This is a genomic window from Paenibacillus sp. 01T422 (assembly GCF_056398785.1).
In genome coordinates, this window is the sequence record NZ_JBFTQB010000702.1 from 1 (window position 1) to 6,002 (window position 6,002).

Consider the following 6,002-nt stretch of genomic DNA (forward strand, 5'->3'; position numbering starts at 1 on the left):
GTGCGGGACTGAGTGTGGGAGGAGCGCAGGGCGGAGTGCTAAACGAAATGAGGGACGAGTGCGGGACTGAGTGTGGGAGGAGCGCAGGGCGGAGTGCTAAACGAAATGAGGGACGAGTGCGGGACTGAGTGTGGGAGGAGCGCAGGACGGAGTGCGGGATGAGCGGGACTGAGTGCGGAACGGCACAGTTAAGGAGCTTGAAAAGAAGGAGGAACAGCTGAGGTAAACCATCACCCCAGCATCTTCATAAAGAAAATATGAAAAGCACGCATTATACATGCGCGCTTCTTAAAGATTTATGTACCTACAATACTAAGCTTTTTCAGAGGATGGAGCACTCCCCGGCTCAACGCCCTCGGCCGCCATTTGAATGCGTGACAGAAAATGCGTCCAACCTTTTACGTGATCAGCAATTTCTGCTGCAGGCAGGTCATAGTGCGTGAACTCCAAAAGAGTGCCATTATCCTTAGGTGTCAGCTTAAATTCAACTGTACTGGAACCTGGAGGGACAGCCTTGGAGCGCTCCCACCCCCATGTCATAACTACTTTCTCGTTGGGAGTAATCTCTTTGTACTCACCTATTGCAATATCGCTGCCATTCAAATCGATACGGAATTTGCCCCCGATGCTCGGATCAAGCAGAACGTTTTGTCCCATCCAACGAATTAACTTATCCGGATCCGTAAAAAATGAGAACAGAGTCTCTGGGCGGCATGCGATAAAAATTTCCTTCTTAATTGTCTCATTACTGCTCGTTGTTTCCATATTTTCTTCTCTCCTCTTCTTCTGCTGCTTTTTTCAGACGCAGCAAGCTATCATCCCAGAAGCTCTCAATGTATTGCATCAACTCGGCGAAACCTTCCCTCCTAATCCCATAGAATCGTTTAGTCCCTGCCCGTCGGACAACGACGAGTCCAGCTTCTTCAAGAACCTTGAGATGCTGTGAAATTGCCGGTGCTGAAATTTCAAAATGCGAAGCAATGGCACTAGAGGTCAGCTCCTCATCACGGACGAGATGTAAAATATCTCGGCGCCTTGGTTCCGTTATCGCTTGAATGGCTTTATCGATCATAACAATAATTTAGCACACACTTAATTAAGTGTCAACTTAAATAATGAGCAAAAAAAGAGACTCCTCCAGAATCTCAAATATGCCAACCTGACGCACAAATTCTTTTCGTTTATTCCACTAACGCTATACTTCGAGGAACTGGAGTCCTCTATTTGCAGGAAAACGAGCTATTTCGCTTCATTGCGGAACTACAGTATGTTATTCGGCCAATTTCCGCCCTGTTGCAGATAATACAGGCTAAATAACGGACCACAGTTCCGCTGGCAGGTGGAAAGTGCGCCTTCCCAGGGGAATAACGGCTTACAGTTCCCCCTGAAAGTGCGCCGAATCTCTTTCTGCAACTAAACAAATAAAATACTGACGGGTCATTCTCCGTTAGGTTTGGTGTTAGCTACTTTCCTAATCCCACACCATCCACCTCTCTATCCACCAAATAGCCAACTTCGACTTCATCGACCACTAACAAATTACATAAAACCCTAGCCGAAGTTCCGCTAAGGCTAGAGTCAGAGGAGCTGGAGTCCTCTATTTGTAGGAAAACGAGCTATTTCGCTTCATTGGGGAACTACAGTACGTTATTTGGCCAATTTCCGCCCTGTTGCAGATAATATGGCTAAATAACGGACCACAGTTCCGCTGGCAGGTGGAAAGCCCCCTTTTCAGGGGAATAGCGACCTGTAGTTCCCAAACATCTCTGCCTACAGCGGCACGACCTGGCGCCAGCCGCCCAGAGCCGTCACATCTTCCGCGCCTGCGGCCGCGTAAGCCTCACAAACAAAGCCCGGGACTTCCGTGCCGTCCCGGAGCTCAACCTTGCCGATCCCCAGCGGAGCCGGGATCGCCGCCGCAAAGCCGCCGAATGCCTCCAGCGGCATTTCCCAAACCTCCAGGGCGATGGCTGCGCCGCCCTGCTCCTGCTTCACGAGCCCCGGCTTCGCCGGCGTGGTCGGCAACTTCACGAGGCTGTACTTCGCAGCGGTCTCATCCTCACGGATGAACCGTGCTCCACAGCCTAGCATCTGCTTCTCCAGCGGGTAGCCACGCATGTGTAAGCCGCAGACCGCGACGAGCGTCGTCGCCTGCGCTGCGGCTGCACTTGCTCCGCTATCTGCGCACACCGATGCGCCTTCGCTCGCGCTAACAGCCTCGCTTGCCGCGCTCGCCCCCGCCAGGATCAGCTCGGCTGCGCCGCAGATCAAGCTCTCCTCTTCGGCAATCCCGAAGAGGGTAATGCCAAAAGGCGTAAGCGGAGCCGCATCGCCCGCCGGTACGGCAACCGCACACCAATCCAGCAAATTGCAATGATTGGTGTAGCGGCCCATCTCCCGATTCGTCTGAATCGGGTCAGCGAGCACCTGCTCGCGGGTCCATGTGCCCCCGCAGGTTGGCATAACAAGAACCGCACCCTGCAGCAGCTTGCGGGCTTCCAGCTTGAAGCGTTGCAGCTTGTGCATCGCTTGGAACACCGATGCTGCGTCATACTCCGCAGCAGAGCCGGAGCGGAGGATCTTTTCCGTCACGGGGTAAGCAACCCCCGGATTCGCCTCAATAAAACCACCTAAAGCCGCCCAGCGCTCAGCCACCCACGGCCCTTCATAGAGAATCGCCGCCGCTTGGGCGAACATCGTAACATCTACGTAGGCGATAGGGAGATTCAGCTCTTTTAATTGTTCCACGGCTCTTTCCCATGCCGCTTCATACTCCGCGGCATAAGGGCCGTAGAACCCGAGCGGACCGTCAGGCAGCAGCAGCGTCTGCGGAAGCTGAGACGCTCCTCGACTCACGCTTCGCGACCACGGGTCCTCGGCGTGAAGACCACGCGCCGCGCCATCTACGGCGAGAGCGTCATCCAAGCTGTGCGCAAAGACGGTTACACAGTCCAAACTCGCACAGGCAGGCACTACCCCTTTGGTTGGCCAGGCGCCGAGACTCGGCTTATAGCCAACCAGTCTGTTCAACGCAGCCGGCACGCGGCCTGAGCCCGCTGTGTCCGTGCCAAGCGAGAAAGCCGCTTGGCCGCGGGCCACGGCGACGGCCGAGCCTGAGCTCGAGCCGCCGCTGATCAGTTCCGGACGCAGCGCGTTGTGCGCGTCCCCGTAAGGACTTCTCGCGCCTACGAGTCCTGTCGCGAACTGATCCAAGTTCGTTTTGCCGACCGGAATCGCTCCTGCGGCAATCAATCTTTCCACAACGCCTGCGTGCTCCGAGGGCGTATAGGCATACTCCTCGCAGCCTGCCGTCGTCGGCACCCCAGCTAGATCAATGTTATCCTTGATCGCGAAGGGAACCCCCCACAGCGGCGCATCCGCCGGATTCAACGCAGCCAGTCCATCCAAATATGGCTGAATGAGCGCCATAGAAGGCGGCGTAATCCAAAGATTCATTTCCGCGTCGTCGGCTGCGCGCTGTACAATTTGATCACCCTTCTTCACTTGCTCACCTGGTGAAACAAGCACTTTCCACACGCTTCCCGGCATAATTCCGCGCACAGCAACTGTACCTGCTGGCAGTTCATCTTCGGGTTGTTCACTTGCCGTTTCTTGTTCAGATACGTACTCCGCTAAACCTTTTGCCTTCCAGCTCTCCCGCTCTTCGTTGAACGCGATTTGCTGCTGTTTGCGGAACGTGGCTGCACTTTCTTCTATAGAACCTAAGAATTGCAGATACTCGCCTAAATCAAAAGTCGTCTCCTGAATATCCGCTTCATAACGGCCACGCGGGAAGTCTTCACGGAGCTGAAGCAGCTCCTCAGCACTCACTTCATAAAACTGAATTTGATCAAAAAATCTTAGCAACCACGGTTTACCCGCCTTAAAACTCTCCGTTGAACGCAGTCGATTCCACATCTGAATCGTACGTCCGACGAATTGATAGCCGCCTGGACCTTCCATCCCATACACACACATGTAGGCTCCGCCAATACCTACGGCATTTTCCGGTGTCCACGTGCGTGCTGGATTATATTTCGTTGTCACTAGGCGGTGACGCGGGTCAACTGGTGTAGCTACAGGAGCCCCCAAATACACATCACCTAAGCCAAGCACCAAATAATTGGCATCAAAAACAATCTTTTTCACATCATCAATCGAATCTAATCCATTAATACGCTGGATGAATTCTAGGTTGCTCGGACACCATGGAGCATCGGGCCGAACCCCCTGCTGATAGCGCTGAATGGCCAGCTGAGTCGCTGGATCATCCCACGAAAGCGGCAAGCGCACGATGCGCGATGGCACACGGAATTCTTCAAGTGGAGGCAGGGCTGCGTCGATTTCTATAACTTTTGCACATGCCTCACTCACAGTGATCAAGTTCGGGTCAATATGAATTTGCAAGGAACGAATGCCAGGCGTTAGATCCAGCACTGGAATCGAGCTGCTCTCCACAATCGCTTGCATCAAAGCCTGCACTTGGAAGCGCAGCAGCAAATCCAGTTCAAGTTCACCGTATTCTACGAGCAGATTTTGATCGCCGCAGCAGCGAATCGTAATCGGGAATCTACGATTAGCTGTTTCATGGAACAGACGCGGGTACTCCGGCGTAATCTCCTTATTCACTGCAGGGAGTAACGCACGGGTAAGCCTCTCAAAATCCCCCTCGCCAATTGCTTGCAAATTACTTTCCTGCAGCTCGCGCAGACTCTCCGCTTCCGAGAGTGTCAGCAGGTGGAACCGGATCGAATCACCCGGATGCAGCTGACCCAGCTTCCAGAACTCCGCCGAAGCCGTTGTTACTGGACAAACGAACCCGCCGAGACTCGGACCATCCGGACCAAGCAAGATCGGCATATCCCCCGTCAAATCCAAGGTGCCAATCGCGTAGGCATTATCGTGAATATTGGAAGGGTGAAGTCCCGCTTCGCCCCCATCTTCACGCGTCCACAGCGGAGCTGGCCCCTTCAAGCGAACACCAGTTCTCGATGAGTTAAAATGCACTTCCCAGCTCGTTTCTGTCAATTGCTCCAAGTACTCCGCTCGCAGGAATTCCCCTGTACAATGCGGTCCAGGAATGACACCAATCGTCCATTCCCTTGTCATTTCTGGACGGTGCTGTACAGCTAGCTCAGCCGCTTCTTGCACAGGGCTGCCGCCTGCGTTAACGCCAAGCACATCACCTGTACGCAGCGCGCGACCGCCGTGCCCGCCGAAGCCTCCCAGCGTGAAGGTCGAGGAGCTGCCAAGAATTTGCGGCATATCAAAGCCACCGCTGACCAATAGATAAGCCCGCATCCCTTCTTTGGCCTCGCCGAAGCTCAGCATTTGCCCACGAGCCGCAAATACCGGCTTATAGAGCACGACGGTTTCCCCATCCAACTCCGCCTGCATATCTGCACCGGTGACGCAGAACCACATATCGCTGCGGAACTTGTAGGAACCTCCGCGCAGCGTCATTTCAAGTCCAGGGGCATCATCCGCATTGCCGAGCAGCTTGTTGCCGATCCGGAATGAGAACGGGTCCATCGGACCGCAAGGCGGCACACCCACATCCCAGTGGCTGATGCGGCCAGGGAAGTCCTGCACCGTAGTTTGGATGCCGCCATCGATGACTTCCAGCGCACGCTCAACGGGCTCGAAGGTATTTAATAACTGCGTGAAGACGTTCCCGACCACGCAATCTTGTTCTTGTAATAACGCCTGCAAATATTGCAGATTCGTAGTAATTCCGTACATACGTGTCTCAGACAGCGCCTCGATCAATTTCTGAATGGCGTCCAGACGGTCTGTGCCGTGTACAATGATTTTCGCCAGCATAGGATCGTATAAGGTCGTAACCGTTAAACCGTCCCTCACCCACGTTTCATTCCGTGCACCAGCCGAAAATACAGCTCGATCCAACTGCCCCGCGCTTGGACGGAACTGCTGCAAGCAATCCTCCGCATAAATCCGCGCTTGCATGCTGTGACCGATCGGCTTGCGGATAAGCGATTGGA

3 protein-coding genes are annotated in these 6,002 nt (G+C 54.2%); all 3 read right to left on the reverse strand.

The window, feature by feature from the left end; all coding sequences use genetic code 11:
* Window positions 1-312: 312 nt before the first annotated feature.
* Complete coding sequence (locus AC1DUA_RS29260) at window positions 313-765, reverse strand: SRPBCC family protein (RefSeq protein ID WP_477503100.1); 453 nt, start codon at window positions 763-765, stop codon at window positions 313-315.
* Window positions 746-1,072: an ArsR/SmtB family transcription factor gene (locus AC1DUA_RS29265; RefSeq protein ID WP_477503101.1), complete on the reverse strand. Its 327-nt coding sequence runs from the start codon at window positions 1,070-1,072 to the stop codon at window positions 746-748. Before AC1DUA_RS29265 ends, AC1DUA_RS29260 begins: the two co-directional genes overlap by 20 nt.
* Before the next feature lie 698 nt (window positions 1,073-1,770).
* Window positions 1,771-6,002 (reverse strand): allophanate hydrolase (gene atzF, locus AC1DUA_RS29270; protein WP_477503102.1); only part of this gene is annotated, 4,232 nt, incomplete at its 5' end.

What these genes read in the sequence shown, in the direction of transcription:
- AC1DUA_RS29260 (WP_477503100.1), bottom strand. Translation starts at nt 765, where the DNA reads ATGGAAACAACGAGCAGTAATGAGACAATTAAGAAGGAAATTTTTATC.
- AC1DUA_RS29265 (WP_477503101.1), bottom strand. Translation starts at nt 1,072, where the DNA reads ATGATCGATAAAGCCATTCAAGCGATAACGGAACCAAGGCGCCGAGAT.